At 68.4% G+C, this 18,081-nt stretch carries 15 protein-coding genes and 1 pseudogene; 11 read left to right on the forward strand and 5 right to left on the reverse strand.

Annotation, left to right across the window (positions count from 1 at the left end; all coding sequences use genetic code 11):
• Nucleotides 1-237: 237 nt before the first annotated feature.
• From RWO82_RS09135 to RWO82_RS09150, 4 genes are read right to left on the reverse strand one after another with little or no spacing between them, the layout of a single operon-like run.
• On the reverse strand, nucleotides 238-1,011 hold the full coding sequence (locus tag RWO82_RS09135) for an ABC transporter ATP-binding protein (protein WP_314425941.1): 774 nt from the start codon (nucleotides 1,009-1,011) through the stop codon (nucleotides 238-240).
• Nucleotides 1,008-1,994, reverse strand: coding sequence for an ABC transporter ATP-binding protein (locus tag RWO82_RS09140; protein ID WP_399540742.1), 987 nt, complete (start codon nucleotides 1,992-1,994; stop codon nucleotides 1,008-1,010). The genes RWO82_RS09135 and RWO82_RS09140 overlap by 4 nt, the downstream gene beginning before the upstream one ends.
• Complete coding sequence (locus RWO82_RS09145) at nucleotides 1,984-2,961, reverse strand: branched-chain amino acid ABC transporter permease (RefSeq protein ID WP_314425944.1); 978 nt, start codon at nucleotides 2,959-2,961, stop codon at nucleotides 1,984-1,986. Before RWO82_RS09145 ends, RWO82_RS09140 begins: the two co-directional genes overlap by 11 nt.
• An 8-nt stretch (nucleotides 2,962-2,969) precedes the next feature.
• Nucleotides 2,970-4,322, reverse strand: a complete 1,353-nt coding sequence (locus tag RWO82_RS09150) for a branched-chain amino acid ABC transporter permease (RefSeq protein ID WP_399540743.1) — start codon at nucleotides 4,320-4,322, stop codon at nucleotides 2,970-2,972.
• A gap of 301 nt (nucleotides 4,323-4,623) precedes the next feature.
• On the opposite strand from RWO82_RS09150, the gene guaB reads away from it, so the two are divergent.
• From guaB to RWO82_RS09195, 9 genes and pseudogenes are all read left to right on the forward strand, one after another.
• Nucleotides 4,624-6,126 carry an IMP dehydrogenase gene (guaB, locus tag RWO82_RS09155; protein ID WP_314425947.1) on the forward strand — a complete coding sequence of 501 codons (1,503 nt, stop codon included), beginning with the start codon at nucleotides 4,624-4,626 and terminating at the stop codon, nucleotides 6,124-6,126.
• 191 nt (nucleotides 6,127-6,317) lie between these two features.
• A complete protein-coding gene (locus tag RWO82_RS09160; protein WP_314425949.1) occupies nucleotides 6,318-7,361 on the forward strand; it encodes a response regulator in 1,044 nt (347 codons plus the stop codon).
• The gene (locus tag RWO82_RS09165; protein WP_314425952.1) at nucleotides 7,361-8,350 is read left to right on the forward strand and encodes an ATP-grasp domain-containing protein; all 990 of its coding nucleotides are present in this window, start codon (nucleotides 7,361-7,363) and stop codon (nucleotides 8,348-8,350) included. The genes RWO82_RS09160 and RWO82_RS09165 overlap by 1 nt, the downstream gene beginning before the upstream one ends.
• Entirely contained in the window at nucleotides 8,350-9,060 is a 711-nt protein-coding gene (locus tag RWO82_RS09170) for a PHP domain-containing protein (protein WP_314425987.1), read from the forward strand. Before RWO82_RS09165 ends, RWO82_RS09170 begins: the two co-directional genes overlap by 1 nt.
• Nucleotides 9,060-10,547: a glycosyltransferase gene (locus RWO82_RS09175; protein ID WP_314425955.1), complete on the forward strand. Its 1,488-nt coding sequence runs from the start codon at nucleotides 9,060-9,062 to the stop codon at nucleotides 10,545-10,547. Before RWO82_RS09170 ends, RWO82_RS09175 begins: the two co-directional genes overlap by 1 nt.
• Nucleotides 10,544-10,687 (forward strand): hypothetical protein, encoded by a 144-nt coding sequence (locus RWO82_RS09180; RefSeq protein ID WP_314425958.1) that lies wholly within the window; start codon nucleotides 10,544-10,546, stop codon nucleotides 10,685-10,687. The genes RWO82_RS09175 and RWO82_RS09180 overlap by 4 nt, the downstream gene beginning before the upstream one ends.
• Nucleotides 10,684-11,031, forward strand: a complete 348-nt coding sequence (locus tag RWO82_RS09185; RefSeq protein WP_314425960.1) for a response regulator — start codon at nucleotides 10,684-10,686, stop codon at nucleotides 11,029-11,031. Before RWO82_RS09180 ends, RWO82_RS09185 begins: the two co-directional genes overlap by 4 nt.
• On the forward strand, nucleotides 11,028-12,809 hold the full coding sequence (locus tag RWO82_RS09190; protein WP_314425963.1) for a PAS domain-containing sensor histidine kinase: 1,782 nt from the start codon (nucleotides 11,028-11,030) through the stop codon (nucleotides 12,807-12,809). The genes RWO82_RS09185 and RWO82_RS09190 overlap by 4 nt, the downstream gene beginning before the upstream one ends.
• Nucleotides 12,810-12,877: 68 nt before the next feature.
• A pseudogene (locus RWO82_RS09195) lies at nucleotides 12,878-14,566 on the forward strand (ABC-F family ATP-binding cassette domain-containing protein).
• A 191-nt stretch (nucleotides 14,567-14,757) separates the two neighbouring features.
• Here RWO82_RS09195 and RWO82_RS09200 read toward each other — a convergent pair.
• Nucleotides 14,758-15,861, reverse strand: coding sequence for an FAD-dependent oxidoreductase (locus tag RWO82_RS09200; protein WP_314425965.1), 1,104 nt, complete (start codon nucleotides 15,859-15,861; stop codon nucleotides 14,758-14,760).
• A gap of 76 nt (nucleotides 15,862-15,937) precedes the next feature.
• Between RWO82_RS09200 and RWO82_RS09205 the strand changes: the two genes are divergently transcribed.
• A complete protein-coding gene (locus RWO82_RS09205; RefSeq protein ID WP_241794799.1) occupies nucleotides 15,938-17,053 on the forward strand; it encodes a GuaB3 family IMP dehydrogenase-related protein in 1,116 nt (371 codons plus the stop codon).
• Between the two features lie 58 nt (nucleotides 17,054-17,111).
• On the forward strand, nucleotides 17,112-17,876 hold the full coding sequence (locus RWO82_RS09210; protein ID WP_314425992.1) for an SURF1 family cytochrome oxidase biogenesis protein: 765 nt from the start codon (nucleotides 17,112-17,114) through the stop codon (nucleotides 17,874-17,876).
• The last annotated feature ends 205 nt before the right edge of the window (nucleotides 17,877-18,081 follow it).

Genomic DNA, 18,081 nt, shown 5'->3' on the forward strand with positions numbered 1-18,081 from the left:
TCGACGACGCCGGGGACCCGCCCGAAGCCACCATCGGTGTCTTCCCGTCCGGGGCCGACACCATGCACACGCGCATCGACTTACACCCTCCCGCAGAGTGGGCCCCGGGCGGATTCCGCCCGGGGCCCTCTCCGTGTCGGCGACTGTGCTCTGCGTGTCGCACACATAGAGCGACACAGAGAGGACGCCCCGGGACCTGTAGGTCTCGGGGCGTCCGACGGCGTTCAGAGCGGTTGCTCAGTCCTCCTGCCCGAGGGTGCCGAGGTAGAGACCGATGACCTTGGGGTCGTTGAGCAGTTCACGGCCCGTTCCCGTGTGGGCATCGTGGCCCTGATCGAGCACGTAGCCGCGGTCGCAGATCTGCAGACAGCGTCGAGCGTTCTGCTCGACCATGATGGTCGTGACACCCGCTTTGTTGATGTCGGAGACGCGGATGAAGGCGTCGTCCTGGCGCACGGGGGAGAGGCCTGCAGAAGGCTCATCCAGCAGCAGCACAGCCGGATCCATCATGAGCGCTCGACCCATCGCCACCATCTGCCGCTCACCGCCGGAGAGCGAGCCTGCTCGCTGCTTCAGACGCTTGCCGAGCTCGGCGAAGATGCCGGTGACGAACTCCAGCCGTTCGGAGAACACCTTGGGGTTCTGGTACAGCCCCATCTGGAGGTTCTCTTCGATCGTGAGCGAAGGGAACACGTTGTTCGTCTGTGGCACGAAGCCCACGCCGCGCGAGACGAGCTTGTCGGACTTGAGCCCGACGATGCTCTCACCGTTCACGGTGATGTCGCCCTCGCGCACCTCCACCATTCCGAAGATGGCTTTCAGCAGCGTCGACTTCCCGGCGCCGTTCGGGCCGATGATCCCGATCAGCTCGCCCTTGTGGGCGATGAGGTTCGCCTGGTTGATGATGTTGATGCCGGGCAGATAACCGGCGGTCAGGTTCGAGACCTCGACGACGACCCGGTCGGTGCGTGCGGCCTCCGTCGAGGCGGCGGCCGTGGATGCGCTGCTCATTTGCTCTCCTCTTCTGCCTCGAGCTCCGCCTCGGACTCGTCGGCGATCTCGGCACGCATACGCGCCGCCTCTTCGCTGACGACCGCGATGCGTCCGGTGACCTCACCGAGGTCGACGTCCTGATGAGCGCCCAGGTAGGCGTCGATCACTGCTTTGTCCTGCATCACGTCTTCAGGCGGTCCCTCGGCGACCACGCGTCCCTCCGCCATGACGATCACCCAGTCCGCGATGTGGCGGACCATGTGCATGTCGTGCTCGACGAAGAGCACCGTCATCCCCAGCCCCTTGAGGTCGAGGATGTGGTCGAGCAGGGACTGGGTCAACGCGGGGTTGACGCCGGCCATGGGCTCGTCGAGCATCACCAGGGTCGGGTCGTTCATGAGGGCTCTGGCCATCTCGAGGAGCTTGCGCTGACCACCTGACAGCGATGCGGCGTAATCCTCCGACTTCGTGTCGAGCTTGAACCGAGCCAGGAGGTCCTTGGCCTTCTCCTCGATCTCACTCTCCTGCTGCCGCCAGAAGAACGGGAACATGCTCTGCAGGAAGCGCTCGCCCTTCTGATGAGGCGCGCCCAGCTTCATGTTCTCGAGTACCGTGAGCAACGACAGCGACTTCGTGAGCTGGAAGGTGCGCACCTGGCCCATGCGAGCGACCTTGAACGACGGCACACCGCTCAGATCGGTCCCGTCGAACGACCAGGTCCCGGAGTTCGGCTTGTCGAAACCGCAGAGCAGGTTGAACAGGGTGGTCTTGCCCGCACCGTTGGGGCCGATCAGGGCCGTGATGGCTCCGCGCGGGATCTCCACGTGGTCGATGTCGACGGCCGTCAGGCCGCCGAAACGCCGCGTCACGCTGTCGGCGACGAGGATCGGGTCGACCTTCGGCACCCCGGGGGCGGCAGGACCTGTGGCGAGCCCTCCCGTCTTCGGGCGACGGACGCTGCCGGTGCCGGGCGTCGCGTCTGCTGGCGAGTTACTTGACAAAGGTCAGCTCCCTCTTGTTGCCCAGGATGCCCTGGGGACGGAAGATCACGAGAAGCATCAGCGCGAGTCCGACGAGGACGTAGCGCAGCGTACCCGCCTGGATCGACGAGATCGGCAGGATGCCCTGCGCAGCGAGCGCCGGGAGCACACCGTCGAGGAACGCCATGATGACCCAGAAGATGACCGCGCCGAGTGCCGGACCGAACACGGTCGCGGCTCCGCCGAGCAGCAGGATCGTCCAGATGAAGAAGGTGAGGCTCGTCGTGTAGGTCGCAGGGACCACGGCACTCGGCAGCGCGAACACGAGTCCGCCGAGCGATCCGAAGATCCCGCCGATCACGAGCGCCTGCATCTTGTAGCTGAAGACGTTCTTGCCGAGCGAGCGCACGGCGTCCTCGTCTTCGCGGATGCCCTTGAGCACGCGGCCCCAGGGGCTGCGCATGAGCGCCCACACCATCAGCACGGCGATTGCAAGCAGCCCGAGTCCGAACACCCGCACCCACAGGGCATCCGCTGTGTACGTCCACGGACCGAAGCCGTAGGTGCCCTCCGGGAACGGATTGGCCGCCCGGAAGCCTGCGTGGTACCCGCCCAGGCCGTCAGCGGAGTTCGTGTACTCGTCGAAGGCCGTGGTCGTGAACAGCAGGCGCACGATCTCGGCCGCCGCGATGGTCACGATGGCGAGATAGTCCGCCCGCAGACGCAGCGTCGGGATGCCGAGGATCACCGCGAAGAGCGAGGCGCCGATCATGCCGACGATGATGCCCATCCACCAGGGGAGGCCGAAAGACAGGATCGAGATGGCGTAGCTGTATGCGCCGATGGCCATGAAGCCGGCCATGCCGAAGTTGAGAAGACCCGAGTACCCGAAGTGCACGGCCAGGCCGGTGGCAGCGAGCGCGTAGGCGATCGTTGTCGGGCTGAACAACCAGCCCGCGGTGTTGTTGAGGATTCCGCCCCAGTCCATTCCTGCCCCTAACCGATTCTCTCGCGACGACCGAGGATGCCCTGCGGTCTGACCAGCAGGATGAGGATGAGTACGACCAGAGCTCCGACGTACTTGAGGTCGGAGGGCAGCCACAGAGTGGAGACCTCGACCAGGATGCCGACGATGAGCGCTCCGACGAGTGCGCCGAACGCCGTGCCGAGTCCGCCGAGAGTCACTGCGGCGAACATCAGCAGAAGGATGTGCACGCCCATGTCCCACTTGACTCCGGGGCGGAAATAGCCCCACAGGACGCCGGCCAGTCCGGCCAGGGATGCCGACAGGATCCACACCGTGCGGATCACCCGGTCGACGTTGATCCCCGAGGCCGCAGCGAGACCCGGATTGTCGGAGATCGCCCTGGTGGCCTTGCCGACTCGAGTGCGCAGCAGCCAGAAGGCGACGGCGATGATGACGACGATGCTGATTCCCATCGACATCATGTCGACGGCGGACAGCTTGATCGGTCCGAGGATCTGGATCTTCGGAGAATCCGATCCGGGCAGCTGCGTCGTCGAGCCTCCGAGGAAGAACTGGAACAGGTACCGGAGGAACAGCGACAGCCCGATGCTGACGATCATCAGCGGGACCATGCCGATTCCTCGGTGACGGAGGGGGCGCCACACGCCCGCATCCAATCCCCAGCCGAGGGCGGCTCCGAGGATCAACACGATCGGGATCGTGACCCACATCGGCAGGCCGATGAAGGTTCCGAAGACCACGGCGACGATCGCTCCGAAGGTGACCATCTCGGCGTGAGCGAAGTTGGTGAGCCCGGTGGTGCCGAAGATCAGGGAGACCCCGATCGCCGCGAGGGCGAGCAGCAGTCCGAAGTTCAGGCCGTTGATGATGCGCTCCACCAGCTGATCGACGAACGATGTCGTCTGCCGCTCGCCCTCGCCGAGGAACAGGTTGAGGATCTTCGACCCCGTGAGACCGAACTCGGCGTCGAACGAGGCCGTGGTCCCCTGGATCGGCTGCGTCCCCTCGGGGAGCAGTGAGGCATCGACGATGACCCCGTCCGGAAGGGTGTCCTCGTCGACGGTCAGCGTGTACTTGTCCTTCTCGGGCACGTACAGTCGCCAGGCGCCCTCGGCGTTGGTGACCGTCTCGGCCTCGAAGCCACCGCCCTCGACGGAGATCGTCACGTCGGGAACGGCGACGTCGTCGAACTTGATCACACCGGCGAAGTAGAAGTCCGTCTCCTCCTGATCCGCGCCGGGCGTATCGGGTACCGCCGCACTCGCCGCTCCGGGGGCGCCGAAGAGCACCATGGTCGCCGCGAGGAGAAAGCCGAGTAGGGCGATCACCACGGGAGCTGCTCGCCTCATTGTCGAGGTCATTGGACTCACAGAGCCTCCTGGTTCGGTGCGCACTCCAAGGCTGTGTGGTTCATCAACCTCGATGTACGACGGTATGAGCGTAATGTGTCGGTTCTGTTTCAACCAGACCACGATCTGCTCACGGTGCAGTCGTTCTTATCACGAGGATGCGCGGTCTCGTGCACGCCGCACAGAGATCGGTCGGGGATGCGCACGCATCGGACGGGGCGAGGGGACGGTGGGCGCGGGAATTTCCCCGGCGTCCCGGCGCTTAGAATTGGTACACCCTCACCCCAGATTCGCGCCCGCAGGAGGACAATCCATGGACCAGCACGACCCCTTCGGCTTCGTCGGACTCACGTACGACGACGTGCTGCTCCTCCCGGGGCACACGGACGTCATCCCGAGCGAGGCCGACACCTCGTCGCGGATCACTCGCCGGATCTCGGTCGCCACGCCGCTGCTCTCCAGCGCCATGGACACCGTGACCGAGTCGCGCATGGCGATCGCGATGGCGCGTGAGGGCGGCATCGGCATCCTGCACCGCAACCTGTCGATCGCCGATCAGGCGGCTCACGTCGACCGCGTCAAGCGCAGCGAGTCGGGCATGATCACCGATCCGATCACGACGAACCCCGACGCCACCGTCGAAGAGGTCGACGCTCTGTGCGCGAAGTACCGGATCTCGGGTCTGCCTGTGGTGGACCCCGACGGTCGCCTCGTGGGCATCATCACGAACCGCGATATGCGTTTCGTCTCCGGTTTCGAGCGTCAGACCACGTTCGTGAAGGACGTCATGACCTCCGAGGGTCTCGTCACCGCGCCGGTGGGAGTGGCCGCGGGCGAGGTGATCGCGCTGTTCGCCAAGCACCGCGTCGAGAAGCTCCCGCTGATCGACGACGAGGGCAAGCTCGCGGGCCTGATCACGATCAAGGATTTCGACAAGAGCGAGAAGTATCCGCTCGCCACGAAGGACGACCAGGGTCGCCTCCGCGTCGGTGCCGCCATCGGCTTCTTCGGCGATGCGTGGGAACGCGCCGAGGCGCTGCGTGACGCCGGCGTCGACGTGCTCGTGGTCGACACCGCGAACGGGCAGTCGCAGGGCGTGATCGACCTGGTCAAGAGGATCAAGGCGGACGAGAGCTTCGCCCACGTCGACGTGATCGGCGGGAACGTGGCGACCCGTGAGGGCGCTCAGGCGCTCGTCGACGCAGGTGTCGATGCCGTCAAGGTCGGCGTCGGCCCCGGATCCATCTGCACCACCCGCGTCGTCGCGGGCGTGGGCGTGCCGCAGGTGACCGCCGTCTACGAGGCGTCGCTCGCTGCCGCGCCGGCCGGGATCCCGGTGATCGCCGACGGCGGACTGCAGTACTCGGGCGACATCGCGAAGGCACTCGTCGCCGGTGCCGACGCGGTCATGCTGGGTTCGCTGCTCGCGGGCACCGACGAATCGCCGGGCGAGATCGTGTTCCAGTCGGGCAAGCAGTTCAAGCAGTACCGCGGCATGGGATCGCTCGGAGCCATGCAGACCCGTGGCAAGCAGACCTCGTACTCGAAGGACCGCTACTTCCAGGCCGATGTGCCCAGCGACGACAAGCTGATCCCCGAGGGCATCGAGGGCCAGGTCCCGTACCGCGGACCCGTGTCGGCCGTCGCATACCAGCTGGTCGGCGGGCTGCGTCAGTCGATGTTCTACGTCGGCGCCCGCACGATCGAGGAGCTCAAGCAGCGCGGCCGGTTCGTGCGCATCACCGCGGCGGGACTCAAGGAGTCGCACCCGCACGATGTGCAGATCGTGGTCGAGGCGCCGAACTACAAGCGCTGAGCTGCACCGCACGAAGGGCCGGATGCCGACGCATCCGGCCCTTCGTCGTTCCGCGCCCTGTCCCCGGTGTGTTGATATGCCAGTATTTAGAGACACCTGCTCGACATCCCCTCGAGCTCCCCGCGCGAAGGGCGCAGAGAGACGCGCCGGACACTGACCGGCAGGGGACCTCCCCACTGAGAGCCGCACATATGTCCCAGGATGCTCCCCGCGTCCTCGTCGTCGATGACGACCCCGACGTCGCCCTGCTCGTGAAGACCGTGCTCGAGAGACGCGCGGGCTGCGAGGTCGTGATCGAGCACGACGGCCGCTCCGCGGTCGAGCGCCTCGAGACCTTCGCCGCCGATGCGGTCGTGACCGACATCGAGATGCCCGGTCTCGACGGTCTCGAGCTGCTGGCGGAACTGCGCAGCAACGACCCGCTGCTTCCCGTCATCGTCATGACGGCGCACGTGTCGGTCGAGTACGCGGTGTCGGCGCTGCGCGCGCAGGCGGACGAGTTCCTCACGAAGCCGCTCGACAACGCGAAGCTCGTCGAGGCCGTCATGCGGCTCGTGACGGAAGGGCGCGCGCGCCGCGAGGCGAGCCGCTCGAAAGAGGTCGTGCTGGCGATCGGCGCGCACCCCGACGATGTCGAGATCGGTGTCGGCGGGCTCCTCGCAGCCCATGCCAAGGCCGGCGACTCGATCACCATCCTGACCCTCTCCCGCGGTTCTCGCGGGGGAGATGCCGACAGCCGGCAGCACGAGTCGCTCGCATCCGCCGAGAGGCTCGGTGCGCGACTGTTCGTCAAAGACCTCATCGACACCGAGATCTCGGGCGGCGGCACCACCGTGCGTCTCATCGAGGAGGTCGTGCACGAGGTGCAGCCGACCATCGTGTACACCCACTCGTCGAACGACCGTCACCAGGATCACCGCGCGGTGAGCGAGGCCACGATCGCCGCGACCCGGCGGGTGGGCACCGTCGCGTGCTACCAGAGCCCCTCGGCGACGATCGACTTCCGCCCGACGCGCTTCGTGCGCATCGACCAGTTCCTCGACGAGAAGCTCCGACTGCTCGAGTGCTTCGGCTCGCAGACCGCGACCCGTGACTATCTCGAGCCCGGTTTCGTGACGGCCACCGCCAGATACTGGTCGCGATTCGGCGGAGGAGCGGCCGTGGAGCCGCTCGAGGTCGTGCGCGAGACCGCCGAGTTCATCGGCGCCCACGAACTCACCAGACGGGAGAGCTGATGACCGCCCGCGTGCTGGTGACAGGTGCGGGAGGGCCGGCCGGCGTCAGCGTGATCCGCTCGCTTCTGCGTCGCTCCGACCTCGAGGTCTTCGCTGCCGACATGGACGGCTGGGCGAGCGGGATCTACCTCGTGCCCCCGACGCATCGGCGTCTGGTTCCGCCCGGACTCGATGCCGACTTCGTGCCCGCGATCGCGCGCATGGTCGCCGACGACCGGCTCGATCTCGTGATCTCCACGGTCGACGTCGAGCTCGCGGCATTGTCCGGCCGACGTGACGAGCTGGCACCGGCGGTGCTCGCCGCCCCGTCGCAGGACACGCTGTCGGTCGCGCTCGACAAGCTCCTGCTCGCCGAGCGCTGTGCGGCGACCGGTCTCACGCCGCTCACGGTCCTCGCCGGCCCCGACGCGCACGCGGTCGACTGGGAGTTCCCGGTCTTCGCGAAGCCTCGCCAGGGCGCCGGCAGCCGCGGGGTCCGTCTGGTCCCCGATCGCGCGGCCCTCGAGGCGCTGCCGCAGGATGAAGGGCTCATCGTGCAGGACTTCCTGCCCGGAGAGGAGTACTCGGTCGACGTGATCGCCGACGCCGCAGGCTCCGTGGTGGCGGCCGTGCCGCGCACCCGTGCGAGGGTCGACTCGGGCGTGGCGATCGCGGGGCGCACGGTGCACGACGAGGAGCTCGAGAGCGCAGCGGCGTCCATCGCGCAGGCCATCGGTCTCGTCGGCGTCGCGAACGTGCAGCTCCGGCGCGACCGAGCGGGTCGCGCCGTGCTCCTCGAGGTGAACCCGCGTTTCCCGGGTGCGCTTCCGCTCACGATCGCGGCGGGTGTCGACATCCCCTCGCTCGTGGCCGACCTGTTCCTCGGGAGGGGGATTCCGTCGGCGGTCCCGTTCCGCGAGATCGCCTCGGTGCGGTTCCTCGAGGACGTGATCGTCGAGGTCGACGAGGTGCTCGTCTCCGCGCACGCAGGGCATCAGGAGCAGCTGTGATGCACGCGCTCCTCACCGGCGATCACCACGTGCATTCGACCTTCTCGGACGACGCGGTCTCGACCCTCGCCGAGAACGTCGATGCGGCAGCTGCGGCGGGACTCGCGACCGTGCGCCTGGTCGACCACGTGCGGCAGTCGACCGAGTGGGTGCCCGACTACCTCGCCGCCGTGCGGGCGCTGCGCGTGCCCGACGCGCTCACCGTGCTGACCGGCGTCGAGGCGAAGATCCTCGACGTGTCGGGTGCGCTCGACATCCCCGCGCTGCCGTCCGGCATCGATCGCATCCTGATCGCCGACCACCAGTTCCCCGGCACCGACGGTCCGCTCGGCCCGACCGCGGTGCGGGAGCGGATCGACGGCGGCTGGGCGGCCGACGACGTGCTCGATCAGCTCGTCTCGGCCCTGATCGCGTCCATGCGTCGGCATCCGGGCAACCAGCTGGCTCACTGCTTCTCGATCCTTCCCAAGATCGGTCTGTCCGAGACGGACCTCGGTTCCGAGCGCATCTCGGCCTGGGCGCGGGCGGCCGCGGAGACGGACACCCTGGTCGAGGTGAACGAGAAGTGGGGATGCCCCGGCGTCCCTCTGCTCGACGCGCTGCACCGCGCCGGCGCCGAGATCGTCGCGTCGACCGACAGCCACGTCGCCACCGACGTCGGACGTTATTCACGAGTGAGCGAGATGCTCGACACCTGGGGAGCCCGCTGATGACCGACCTCACCTGGATCGAGACCGTCGTCGTCGTGATCCTGCTCGTCTGCGTCCTCGTCGGAACCCTCCCGGTGATCAACACGGGGCTGCAGTTCCTGGTGCTTCCGGTGCACGCGTTCCGCAACCACTACGGCAAGGCCGCCCCCCATCATCCGCGCGTCGCCGTGCTGATCCCCGCCTGGAACGAGGGACTGGTGCTGGGCCAGGCGATCGAACGCCTGATGCAGCTCGAATACCCCGCGGACCGCCTGCGGATCTTCGTGATCGACGATGCCTCCACCGACGACACCCCGGAGGTCGTCGCGGCGAAGGCCGCGGCCTTCCCCGGACGCGTCGTGCACCTGCGTCGCGACAAGGGAGGCGAGGGCAAGGCCCACACGCTGAACCACGGACTCGACGTCGTGCTGGCCGATGACTGGACCGAGGCGGTTCTGATCATGGACGCGGACGTGATCTTCGCCCGGGACTCGCTGCGCAAGATGAGCCGGCACCTCGCCGACGAGAAGGTCGGAGCGGTCACCGCCTACATCGCCGAGGGCAGCCGCGACCGCAACTACCTCACCCGATTCATCGCCATCGAGTACGTGATCGGTCAGCTCTCGGCCCGTCGCACCCAGAACGTCGGGGGAGCGATCGCGTGTCTCGCCGGCGGTGCGCAGCTGCACTCGCGGGCCAATCTCGAAGCCATCGGCGGACGGATCCCGACCGGCACGCTGGCGGAAGACACGATGACCACGTTCGAGGGCCAGCTGGCCGGACGCCGCATGGTCTTCGAGCCGCATGCCGTGGTGCTGGCCGAGGAGCCCCGCACGATCGACAGTCTGTGGAAGCAACGTCTGCGTTGGGCCCGAGGCAACGTCCAGCTGACCTCGATCTACAGGCATCTGTGGTTCCGACCCAGCCGCGAGCACAACCTGGGGAGCTTCGCCTTCGGCCTCGCGTGGTTCACGATCCTGCTGCTGCCGGCGTTCATGATCCTCGCGGCCACCGCTCTGCTCGTGCTGCTCATCCTGCACAGCGAGATCGCCGAGTTCGTCTTCCGCTTCATGTGGATCGCCGCGGCCTGCATCTATCTCTTCTCGATGCTCTATGCGGTGCAGCTCGACGGACGCATCGGACGGCAGTCGTGGCGCGAGGCGCTGATGTTCCCGGGGCTCGGTGCGCTGATCCTCATGGCCATCGCCCTGTTCCCGTGGTTGTTCGAGGCGGGGCTGACCCAGCTCGGACTCGCCGTGACCGACGAGACCCGGTTCGCGTGGGCCGTCGTCTTCTACCTGTGGGGACCGATCTCGATGCTCGGGATCTGGCTCGCGCGCGCCGTGGAGCCGTTGCCGGGCGGACGGTTCTTCGCGGGCCTCCTGCTCTACGTCTGCGGCTACGGCTCGCTGCTGTGCGCGATCACGGTCGACTCGTACATCAAGGAGTGGCGTCATGCGGACGCCGCATGGATCAAGACCGAGAAGATCGGACGGGTCGACTCATGACCGAAGCACCTTCGAGACGCGCCGAGGAGGAGGAGATCGCCGCCGACGTGCGCCGCGAGAAGCTCCTGATCCCCCAGGCGCTGCTCGCCCTCGGAGTCGTCGTCGTCGTCGTGATCGTGCGAGAGCTGTTCCTGCGATGACCGGGCGGCCTCTGGCCCTCGTGGTCGAGGACAGCGCAGACCAGACGGCGCTCCTGCAGCGCTACCTCGACCGCGAGGGCTTCGACGTGTTCGCGGCGGTGGATGCCGAATCCGCGATCGCCGCGTTCGAGACCATCACGCCCGCCGTCGCCGTGATCGATCTGCTTCTCCCCGGCATCAGCGGCACGGAGTGCGCCCGCCTGGTGAGGGAGCGGTATCCGGAGTGCTTCCTGATCGTGAGCTCGGTGCTCGACGAGGCGGACTACCCGGCCGCGGATGCCGCGCTCCCGAAGCCCATCGTCGGCGCGGACCTGCGCGCTCTGTTGAGGGGCGTGCCCCGATGACCCCGACGAGCACGGTGCAGCAGTCGATGGAGCTCAGCTGGCGTCGCTACTTCGACGATCCGACCCCTCTCATGAAGCAGGCGCCCACCGCGATCGCCGTGGTCGTGGCGGCCGTGCTCATGTGGACCGTCCCGGGGATCCCCGTGACCGATCTGGGGTTCGCGATCGGCGGACTCGCCATCATCGCCGCGGTCACCGTGTTCGCCGCCGTGCTCTCCGCACGCGGCGTGCACGAGGGCTGGGTCGTGATGATGATCCCGATGATCGACATCCTCGCGCTGGGCGCCATCAGGACCGGCACGGGTGGGCCCGCCTCGCTCTTCTCGTCCTTCGTGCTGCTGCCCGTGATCTGGATCGCCGCCGCACCGGGACGCAGGCAGGTCGTCATCGTGGGCGCCCTGTCGTCGATCGCCCTGGTCATGCCGAACATCATCGACCAGCCCGACAACGCGGCCGACTGGCTGCGCGGCGTGATCGGACCGCTGGTCTTCGCGACCGTGGGCGCGATCGTCAACGAGCTGTCGCGTCAGCAGCGGCTGCGCACCACGCAGGCCGAGGCCCACGTCGTCGAGCGCACGGCCGCTCTCGCCGCGAACGAGGCGATCCTGGAGCAGCTGAGGGCCAGCGAGCAGCAGTACCGCTCGCTCTCCGACTCCTTCACCAGCCTCTGGAACTCGATCACGGGTCAGGCCGTCATCGCCACAGACGACTGCGGCGTGATCACGGCGTGGAACCCGGGCGCGGTGCGCCTGCTCGGCATGGAGGTGCCCGACGCGCTGGCCTCCGTACGGGTCGACCGGTTCTTCCCCTCGCACACGCTCGCGCAGTTCGTGACCGAAGACGGCGGTCGTGCCGATGAGGGACTCCATCCGGGGCTGCGCGCCCTCTTCGACGACGCCGATGCGGGCCTGCCGGTGGACTCGCACCTCGACGTCGCGAGGGTCGGCGGGTCGACCGTCCCCGCGCGGGTGACCGTCACGCCGTACCAGGACGCGGACGGCTCACGACGCGGGTACCTGCTGGTGATCACCGATGAGACCAGGGCCGTCGAAGTGGCGCGCATGAAGGACGAGTTCGTCGGGATGATCTCCCACGAGCTGCGCACGCCGCTGAGCGCGATCATCGGCTTCCTGGACCTCCTGCAGAACGACCCCGCACAGCCGCTCACGGCCGAACAGCTCGAGTTCGTCGGGATCATCGAGCGCAACGCCCAGCGACTGCTGAACCTCGTCGGCGACCTGCTGTTCACGGCTCAGGTCGAGTCGGGGAGATTCCCCTTGGAGCGCAGCGAGGCCGACGTGGTCGACCTGGTGCGCAGCGCCGTGGTCTCGGCAGGCCCCCACGCGCAGCGCGAGGGCATCGACCTCGTCGCCGACGTTCCGGAGGCGCCGGTGCGGGTGCTGCTCGACGCCGGACGGATCGGACAGGCGATCGACAACCTGCTCTCGAACGCCATCAAGTTCACGGCGGCGGGAGGGCGCGTCGTCGCGAGTGTGCGCACGGTCGACGGCGCGGTAGAGCTCGCGGTGCGGGACACCGGCGTCGGGATCCCGGAAGACGAGCAGGGCATGCTGTTCACCCGCTTCTTCCGCGCATCGACCGCCACACGCAACGCCGTGCCCGGCGTCGGACTCGGTCTCACGATCACGAGGGCGATCGTGCTCGCGCACGGCGGCACGATGGACGTCACGAGCAAGGAAGGTGTGGGCACCGAGTTCCGGATGCTGCTGCCGACGGCGCAGCGCACCGAGGCGATCCCGGTGGTCGAGCGCCGGTGACGCGCCCCCGCCCGGCGTGCTGATAGCCTGGTCGGCTCGCCACGCGGGCGGAAGGACGGCCACGCACGGTGGGATACATAGATGCAGCAGGGGTGTCGCTCACCCTCCCTGACGGCAGACCGCTGCTCGACGAAGTGACGTTCCGCGTCGGATCCGGCTCGACGAGCGCACTGATCGGACCCAACGGTGCCGGCAAGACGACGCTGCTCCGGATCATCCGCGGTGAGCAGGCGGCCGACGGCGGCGTCGTCACGATCGACGGCGGGCTCGGCGTCATGGACCAGTTCGTCGGTCACGGCGAACCCGGCCAGACGGTGCACGAACTGCTCGTGCGGGTCTCCCCGAGCCGCATCCGGGAGGCTGCGGAGGCACTCGAGGCAGCCGAGGACGCGCTGATCGACCGCGACGAGCACGACACGCAGATGGCGTACGCGTCGGCGATCGCGGAGTACGCGGATGCGGGCGGGTACGAGCACGAGACGGTCTGGGACCAGTGCACGGTGGCGGCGCTGGGCGTGCCGTACGAACGGGCGCGCTTTCGAGAACTCACCACGCTGTCGGGAGGAGAGCAGAAACGCCTGGCGCTCGAGGCGCTGCTGCGCGGTCCCGACGAGGTGCTGCTCCTCGACGAGCCGGACAACTACCTCGATGTGCCGGCGAAGCGCTGGCTCGAGGAGCAGTTGCGCTAGACGCCGAAGACCGTGCTGCTCGTATCGCATGACCGTGAGCTCCTGGCGCGCGCGGTCGATCGCCTCATCACCCTCGAGCCCGGAGGCGCGGGAGCCTCAGCGTGGGTGCACGGGGGAGGGTTCGCGACCTATCGTCAGGCGCGCAGCGACCGGATGGATCGGCTCGACGAGTTGCGCAGACGCTGGGACGAGCATCACGAGAAGCTCCGGGTCCTGGTCGCGACCCTCAAGGTCAAGGCCTCGGCGAACGACGGCTTCGCCTCGCGCTATCAGGCGGCGCAGACCCGCCTGCGCAGATTCGAGGAGGCCGGCCCACCCGAGGAGCGACCGCCGACTCAGGACTTCGACATGCGCCTGCGGGGGGCGCGAACCGGAAAACGCGCGGTGGTCGTGCAGAGGCTGGAGCTCACCGGGCTGATGCGACCGTTCGACGCCGAGGTCTGGTACGGGGATCGGGTCGCCGTGCTGGGATCCAACGGTTCGGGCAAGTCGCACTTCCTCCGACTGCTCGCGCGCGGCGGCAGCGATCCCGATCCCGCGCTCGGTCACGTCACATCCACGGGGGAGCAGCTCGCGGAGGTCTCCCACACCGGTCAGGCGACCCTCGGCGCTCGCGTCGTGCCCGGGCTGTTCGCGCAGACGCATGCGCATCCGGAGTTCGTCGGGCGGACGCTGCTCGAGATCCTGCACAGGGGCGACGAGCGACGGGTGGGCCTGCCCCGGGACGCGGCGAGTTCGGCTCTGGACCGTTACGGTCTCGTGCGCCAGGCGCAGCAGACGTTCGAGTCGCTGTCAGGCGGTCAGCAGGCGCGGTTCCAAGTGCTGCTGCTCGAACTCTCCGGCGCGACGCTGCTGCTGCTCGACGAGCCCACCGACAACCTCGACATCGAGTCGGCCGAGGCGCTGGAGGAGGCGCTCGTGCGGTTCGAGGGGACCGTGCTCGCCGTCACGCACGACCGATGGTTCGCGCGCTCGTTCGATCGGTTCCTGGTCTTCGGATCCGACGGAGAGGTGTACGAGTCCGATTCCCCGGTCTGGGACGAGCGGCGCGTCTCACGAGCGCGCTGATCGCTCGTCCCGGTCGTCGGGCGGCCCCGCGGAGCGCCCGACCTCTCGTCCCGGTCGTTGAGCGAGGCCCGCGGAGCGGCCGACGTTTCGTCCCGGTCGTTGAGCGAGGCCCGCGGAGCGGCCCGAGACGAAACGCGGTGGGCGTGTCAGATCGGCTTCCGACGTTTCGTCTCGGTCGACGTCGTCGTCGCTCAACGACCGAACGGTGCCTCCGGGGGCAGGCGGAACGGCGCCGCGGCCAGGGCCGATGGGTCGAGAGCGAGATCCGCGAGCACCGCCCCCACACCCGGCGCGAACTTGAAGCCGTGTCCCGAGAACCCCGCACCGACGACGATGCGTCCCCGCCGGTCGAGCACGAAGGCCCTGTCGTCGGTCGACGTGTAGGTGCAGCTGATCGGGACCGCGGAGGCGGGGTCGAGGCCCGGCATCCACTCCCGCACGTAATCGGCCAGTGCGTCGGCGTGCGTGGTGCGGTGCGGGCGTGCGTCGGGATCGACGACATCGCCGACCCCGTGAAACCCGACCTTGACCCCTTCGCCCGGCGTCGGCATGCCGTAGACGGTCGCCGGATGGCGCGTCGGATCGACGTAGTGGTTGAAGGACGGCCATGCGGATCCGTCGACGGGGCGGAAATGCGCCGGTGTCTCCTCGGTGACCTCGAGATGCGGAAGCCCGAGACCCGGGAGCATCTTCTGCGTCCACGCGCCCACGGTCACGACCACGATGTCGGCGCGTGCCCGGCCGTCGGCGAGGACGAGGTCGACGCCGGTGTCCGTCTCCTCGATGCGGGTCACGGGCGTCTCCCACCGCACCTCGCCGCCGGCGTCCACGATGCGGCGCTCCAGTTCGCCGAGGGTCGCGGATGCGCGGGCGACACCCGCGTCGCGGGAGAAGAGCACGGCATCGGTGAAGCGCATGCCGCCCCACCGTGAGGCGGCGTCGCGGGGAGAGATGATCTCGGCGTGGATCCCGCGTTCTCCGAGCCTGCTCTCGATCGACCCCAGATCCACATCGCCGTGTGTGACGAGGCCGTGCAGGCGCAGAAGCGGCTCGCCGTCGACGCGCCCGAGGGCTTCCCACCCCTCGTGGGCGCGCACGAGCAGATCGAGGTAGTGCTCCTCGTCGTAGGCGTTGTTGAAGTTGCGGGTCGCGCCGTGCGAGGCTCCGTCGAGATGCCCGCGGGCGAAGCGCTCGAAGACCACGGGGCGCAGCCCCCGTCTGGTGAGCTCCCATGCGGTCGCGAGTCCCATCACGCCACCGCCGACGACGGCGACCTTCATCGCATCCACCGACATACTGCCTCCCGACCTCCCTCACAGTCTTCCAGCCGTCGGCGCTGTCGCGTGCGCCCGGTAGTCTGGAGGGGTGACCATGGAGATCGAGCTCGGCCGAGGCAAGCGCGCGCGACGCGCGTACACGTTCGACGACATCGCGGTGGTGCCGTCGAGGCGCACGCGAAACCCGGAGGACGTGTCGACCGCGTGGACGATCGACGCCTTCGGCTTCGGCATCCCGGTGCTCGGCGCGCCGATGGACTCGGTCGTGAGTCCGCAGACGGCGATCATGCTGGGGCAGCTCGGCGGACTCGGCGTGCTCGACCTCGAGGGCCTGTGGACCCGATACGACGACCCCGAGCCGCTGCTGGCGGAGATCGCGGGGCTCGACGAGGGCCAGGCCACCGCGCGCATGCAGCAGCTCTACGCCGAGCCGATCAAGCCCGCGCTCATCACCCAGCGCATCGCCGAGATCCGCGAAGCGGGCGTGACCGTCGCAGGATCGCTGACGCCGCAGCGCACGCAGGAGTTCTACGACACCGTCGCCGCCGCAGGTGTCGACCTGTTCGTGATCCGTGGCACCACGGTCTCGGCAGAGCACGTGTCGAGCGTCGACGAGCCGCTGAACCTCAAGAAGTTCATCTACGACCTCGATGTTCCCGTGATCGTCGGCGGTGCCGCCACCTACACCGCCGCGCTGCACCTGATGCGCACGGGAGCCGCCGGCGTCCTCGTCGGCTTCGGCGGGGGAGCGGCATCGACCACCCGCGCCACCCTCGGCATCCACGCACCCATGGCGACCGCCGTCTCCGACGTCGCCGCCGCACGCCGCGACTATCTCGACGAGTCCGGCGGACGCTACGTGCACGTGATCGCCGACGGCGGCGTCGGCACCTCGGGTGACATCGTCAAGGCGCTCGCGATGGGCGCCGACGCGGTCATGCTCGGCGTGGCCCTCGCGCGCGCGACGGATGCCCCGGGTCGCGGTTTCCACTGGGGCCCCGAGGCGCATCACCCGAAGCTGCCCCGCGGACGGCGCGTCGAAGTCGGCGGCATCGGCACGCTCGAGGAGATCCTCTACGGTCCTGCCCCCGTGGTCGACGGCACGGCGAATCTGATCGGTGCCCTTCGCAAGTCGATGGCGACCACCGGATACTCCGACCTCAAGGAGTTCCAGCGCGTCGAGGTCGTTCTCGCACCGTACGAGGCCTGAGGCCCTGCTCGACGCCGTGACATCTCCTGCGCTGTTCCCCCCGACGCTCCGCGAGGTCATGCTCCGGGGCCGCTGGATAGGGATGCTCGTGCTGTGCCTGGTGGTCGCCGGCGTGTTCGCCTGGCTCGGCCAATGGCAGCTGGAGCGCGCGATCGACACCGATCCGCCGCCTCCCGGGGTCACCGAGCAGGTGCGTCCACTGGAGGACGTCGTGCAGCCGGGCGAGTACCTCGCGGAGCCGCTGGTCGGTCAGAAGGTCGAGACCTCCGGCGTGTGGGTGCCCGAGGACTTCGTCGTGGTGTCCAGCCGCTACAACGACGATGTCGAGGGCTACTGGGTCACCGGTCAGCTCAGGGTCGCCGAGCGCACGTCGATCGCGGTCGCGCTCGGATGGACGGACGACCGCGCCGTCGCCGACGCGGCGGTCGAGGAGCTCGCGGCGCAAGCCGAACGCGGAGCCGAGGTGCAGGTCGCCGGACGCATCATCTCCGACGAGGGGCCCTCGATGCCGCCGGCCGACGATCCCACCCGGATGGACCGCATGTCGACGGCCGCTCTGCTCAGCGTCTGGCATGACACGGAGCAGCTCGACGTCTACCGCCCGTTCCTCGCCGCCACCACCGCACAGGCCGGACTGATCGACATCTCGTCGCCCGCGCCCGACGAGATGTCGCCCGTGAACTGGCTCAACATCTTCTACGCGGCGGAGTGGGCGGTCTTCGCCGGCTTCGCGTTCTACCTCTGGTACCGGCTCGCGAAGGACGCCTGGGAGCGCGAGGTCGAGGAGTTCGAGGACACCGCTTCAGGCGCGGCGACTCTCTGAGCGCACGCGCATCTGCGCGCTCGTCCTCGCGCATGCGAGCGATCGGTCGCGCCGCCTTCTACCTTCGTCAGGGGCGGGTGCGGACGTTCGGTGAGGGCTTGGTTACCAATCGGAAAACTCCGTTGAGGTTGTCGGAGGGCCTCCGTATGCTCGCTCACATGTGCGCCGGCTGAGAGCCCGTGCTGACGCGGTTCCACGAGAACCG

The organism is uncultured Microbacterium sp. (assembly GCF_963521645.1).
GTDB lineage: Bacteria > Actinomycetota > Actinomycetes > Actinomycetales > Microbacteriaceae > Microbacterium.

Coding starts and splice junctions, on each gene's coding strand:
- RWO82_RS09135 (WP_314425941.1), bottom strand. CDS start 1,011: ATGAGCAGCGCATCCACGGCCGCCGCCTCGACGGAGGCCGCACGCACC.
- RWO82_RS09145 (WP_314425944.1), bottom strand. CDS start 2,961: ATGGACTGGGGCGGAATCCTCAACAACACCGCGGGCTGGTTGTTCAGC.
- RWO82_RS09150 (WP_399540743.1), bottom strand. CDS start 4,322: ATGACCTCGACAATGAGGCGAGCAGCTCCCGTGGTGATCGCCCTACTC.
- guaB (WP_314425947.1), top strand. CDS start 4,624: ATGGACCAGCACGACCCCTTCGGCTTCGTCGGACTCACGTACGACGAC.
- RWO82_RS09160 (WP_314425949.1), top strand. CDS start 6,318: ATGTCCCAGGATGCTCCCCGCGTCCTCGTCGTCGATGACGACCCCGAC.
- RWO82_RS09165 (WP_314425952.1), top strand. CDS start 7,361: ATGACCGCCCGCGTGCTGGTGACAGGTGCGGGAGGGCCGGCCGGCGTC.
- RWO82_RS09170 (WP_314425987.1), top strand. CDS start 8,350: ATGCACGCGCTCCTCACCGGCGATCACCACGTGCATTCGACCTTCTCG.
- RWO82_RS09175 (WP_314425955.1), top strand. CDS start 9,060: ATGACCGACCTCACCTGGATCGAGACCGTCGTCGTCGTGATCCTGCTC.
- RWO82_RS09180 (WP_314425958.1), top strand. CDS start 10,544: ATGACCGAAGCACCTTCGAGACGCGCCGAGGAGGAGGAGATCGCCGCC.
- RWO82_RS09185 (WP_314425960.1), top strand. CDS start 10,684: ATGACCGGGCGGCCTCTGGCCCTCGTGGTCGAGGACAGCGCAGACCAG.
- RWO82_RS09190 (WP_314425963.1), top strand. CDS start 11,028: ATGACCCCGACGAGCACGGTGCAGCAGTCGATGGAGCTCAGCTGGCGT.
- RWO82_RS09200 (WP_314425965.1), bottom strand. CDS start 15,861: ATGTCGGTGGATGCGATGAAGGTCGCCGTCGTCGGCGGTGGCGTGATG.
- RWO82_RS09205 (WP_241794799.1), top strand. CDS start 15,938: ATGGAGATCGAGCTCGGCCGAGGCAAGCGCGCGCGACGCGCGTACACG.
- RWO82_RS09210 (WP_314425992.1), top strand. CDS start 17,112: ATGCTCCGGGGCCGCTGGATAGGGATGCTCGTGCTGTGCCTGGTGGTC.